1 protein-coding gene is annotated in these 367 nt (G+C 60.2%); it reads left to right on the top strand.

Annotated elements, in window-relative coordinates; genetic code table 11:
- The coding region (locus tag Q4563_RS17170) for an aminotransferase class I/II-fold pyridoxal phosphate-dependent enzyme (protein ID WP_303605356.1) at positions 1–305 on the top strand (305 nt) is incomplete at its 5' end.
- Positions 306–367 lie beyond the last annotated feature (62 nt).

Raw genomic sequence — 367 nt, 5'->3', positions numbered from 1 at the left:
GTGCCAGCCAGCTCGGGCTCGCCCTGATGCCGTCAGAATCCCCGATTCAACCCTTGATGATTGGCGACGAAGCCAGCGCCATGGCCATCAGTACCGAACTGCAGCAGCGTGGCCTATGGGTAACAGCCATTCGACCACCGACCGTTCCCAATGGCAGCAGCCGTCTACGTATCACCCTGACTGCAGCCCATACCACCGCCCAGATTGACCAGTTACTTACAGCACTGGATGAGCTGATACCAGAGTCACTGCGCCTCCCCGCAGCCGACATCCGGTCATCAGACCCTCAGGGAGAGACATTGTGAACCCGGCCGATATCTGGCAACCACTGGCCGCCGCCCATTCACAATCCAGTGCGGATACCGGC

This window comes from Gilvimarinus sp. 1_MG-2023, from assembly GCF_030548285.1.
This window is presented reverse-complemented; position numbering and strand designations above follow the sequence as displayed.